Source organism: Variovorax sp. WDL1, assembly GCF_001541225.1.
In the GTDB taxonomy this organism is placed as follows: Bacteria; Pseudomonadota; Gammaproteobacteria; order Burkholderiales; family Burkholderiaceae_C; genus Variovorax.
Window position 1 is genome coordinate 1 of the sequence record NZ_LMTS01000226.1, and the last position, 2,957, is coordinate 2,957.

A 2,957-nucleotide genomic window follows, 5' to 3' on the forward strand; every position below is an offset into this window, starting at 1 on the left:
GACTCGGCTGCCGGGACGACGCCCCGGCTCCAGCCTCAACCAAAGCGCACCGCATGCAATCACGCGCACTCAGACGAACCGAGTGCCCACACTCCAACCTTCCCCAAAAAGCAAAGTCAATCGCGCAGACGCCGCTTCGCAATCCCCATCGTCTTCGCCACGATCCCCAGCATCACCTCATCGGCTCCTCCCCCGATCGAAGCCAGCCGCCCGTCCCGATAAAGGCGAGAAACCCGGTTCTCCCAGGTAAACCCCATGCCTCCCCAGAACTGCAGGCAGGTATCCGCCACCTCCCGTGTGAGGCGCCCGCACTTGAGCTTGGCCATCGAGGCCAGTGCGGTCACGTCCTCGCCCGCCACGTGCAGGTCGCAGGCGCGGTAGGTCAGGGCACGCAGGGCCTCCACCTCGGTCTGCAGCTCGGCCAGCTTGAACTGCACCCACTGCTGGTCGGCCAGCGTGCCGCCGAAGAGGCGGCGCTGCTGCGCCCATTCGATGGTCTCGCGGATGCAGTCCTCCATCGGCTCGAGCGAGCTGGCGGCGCACCACAGGCGCTCTTCCTGGAACTGCTGCATCTGGTAGAGGAAGCCTTGCCCCTCTTCGCCGATGCGGTAGCGCTGCGGCACCCGCACCTCGTCGAAAAAGATCAGGCCGGTGTCGCTCGAATGCATGCCGATCTTGCGGATCTTCTTCGCGCGCTCGATGCCGGGGCTGTCCATCGGCACGATCACCAGCGACTTGTTGCGGTGAGGACTGCCGTCCGCTTCGCCCGTCCCGTCCCCGGTGTTCACCAGCATGCACATCCAGTCGGCCTGCAGGCTGTTGGTGATCCACATCTTCTGGCCGCTGATGAGGTAGTCGCCCCCATCCTTGCGCGCGCGGCTCTTCAGCCCGGCCACGTCGCTGCCGGCGCCGGGCTCGCTGACGCCGATGCAGCCCACGGTCTGGCCAGCGATCGCGGGGGCCAGGAATTCGCGCTTGAGCGCATCGCTGCCAAAGCGCGCCAACGCAGGCGTGCACATGTCGGTCTGCACGCCGATGGCCATCGGGACGCCGCCGCAGCGCACATGGCCGAGTGCCTCGGCCATCGCCATCGCGTAGGAGTAGTCGAGGCCGGCGCCGCCGTAGGCCTCGGGCTTGTTGAGCCCCAGCAGGCCCAGCGCGCCGAGCCGCGCGAACACCGCATGCGCGGGGAAGCTCTCTGCCGCCTCCCACTCGTCCACATGCGGGTTGATCTCCTCGTCGATGAAGCGGCGCAGCGTCTTCTGGATCTCGAGGTGTTCGTGGGTGTACTCCATGCCCCACTCTAGGCGCGCCGCCGGCGCGCCGCTTGCGCCAATTGGCTACGGGTGCGGGGCGTGGCTCCTCGGCTCAACGATGGGGGCGGGCGATCAGCGCTGCGGCCGGATCCGGTAGAGCCCGTTGTTGCGGTCGGCCGAGAGGTAGATGGTGCCGTCGGCGCCCACCGCCACGCCGGTCGGCACATAGGACGGCGGCAGGCCCGGGCCGCCGGGCAGGCCGATCGGCAGGTTCTCGGCGACCGTGCGGCGCGTGCCGTTCGCGGGGTCGATCTCCACCAGCCGCCGCGCCGCACTCTCCGCGACGATGAAGCTGCCCCAGGGCGTCTGGGCCAGGCCTTCGGGCAGCTCCAGGCCGTTGGCGACGACGCGCAGCGGGGCGCTTGCATCGAGCGGGATGCGCGTGAGCTTGCCCGCGGCCTCGGTCAGGTAGAGCGCGCCATCGCGACCCATCACCATCTGCACCGGCCCGCCCAGGCCGCTGGCGACCAGTTGGCGGGTCTCGAACTTCGGGCCGCTCGCACGGGTCACGCTGCCGGTGGCGATGTCGGCATAGAGCAGGCTGCCGTCGGACATCGGGATCGCATCCACCGGCGCCTTCAGGCCGTGCAGCACGGCCGTGGTCTTGAGCGTCCTGCGATCCACCAGCTGCACCGATCCGGTGAACCAGGAGGACAGCGCGATCTGCGAGGCCGACAGCCCCACGCCGAAGGGGTACTCGAGTTCCGGGTCGCGCTGCATGCGGAAGATGTCGCGCACCGCGCCGGTCTTCACATCGACCTGGCGAAAGCCGAAGATGTCGGCCACGAAGAGCGTATCGCCGTCGATCTTGAGGCCGGCCGGCACCGCCAGCGGGCCACCGGTCAGCAGGCGCGAGGTGCCGGTTTCCGGCTCGAAGGCCTCGACCGAGTTGTCGGCCATGTTCGAGACGTAGATCGTTCCCTCGGGCGCGATCGCGAGGTTGTCGATCGAGGGCTTGAACTGCTTCGCCACCGTCTTGCGCCCGCTGGCGAGCTCGACGCGCACCAGTTCGCCGCTGCGCGCGTCGACCACCCACAGGTTGCCCTTGCCGTCGAGGTTGGCCGCGGCCGGCACCTGGAAGCCTTCGGCGATCACCGTGAGCCGGCCGTCGGCCGGGTCGATCTTCGCCACCTGGCCCTTGAACCACAGCGGGCCGTAGAGGAGGCCGTCCGGCCCCACCTCGAAGCCGTTGAAGCCGCCCATGTCCTTCTTGATCAGGCGCGGCGGCTTCTGGCCGGCGACGTCGATCTCCCACAGCGCATCGCCGAGGAAGACCTGCGAGGCGTAGAGCTTGCCGTTCCTGCGGTCGAAATCGAGCGAGTTGATGCCGGGCAGGTCCTTGGCGAGCACGCGCATCGGCGCACCGTCGTGCTCGCGCAGGCGCACCATGCCCGTCAGGTAGTTCGTCCAGGCGAGCTCGCCCCGGGGGCCGACCGCGATGTCGTCGGCCTGGCCGTCGGGCGCATCGATCAGCACGCGCGCGGCGCCGGTGCCGCGGTCGACTTGCCACAGCTGGCTGCCGACCACCGTGCCGGCGAGCAGGCGGCCCTGGCGGTCGATCGCCAGGCCGTGGACGCCGGAGAAGGAGGAGGGCGCGACCAGCGCTTCGGGCGCGCCCCAGGCGGCAGGGCGGGTGGGCGG

General features: G+C 69.6%; 2 protein-coding genes. Both read right to left on the minus strand.

Annotated features, from left to right (window positions below):
• Positions 1 to 116 precede the first annotated feature (116 nt).
• Positions 117 to 1,295: an acyl-CoA dehydrogenase family protein gene (locus APY03_RS27630; protein ID WP_068681932.1), complete on the minus strand. Its 1,179-nt coding sequence runs from the start codon at positions 1,293 to 1,295 to the stop codon at positions 117 to 119.
• Between the two features lie 93 nt (positions 1,296 to 1,388).
• A partial coding sequence (locus APY03_RS42765; protein ID WP_068681934.1) for a hypothetical protein occupies positions 1,389 to 2,957 on the minus strand: 1,569 nt, incomplete at its 5' end.

What these genes read in the sequence shown, in the direction of transcription:
- APY03_RS27630 (WP_068681932.1), bottom strand. Translation starts at nt 1,295, where the DNA reads ATGGAGTACACCCACGAACACCTCGAGATCCAGAAGACGCTGCGCCGC.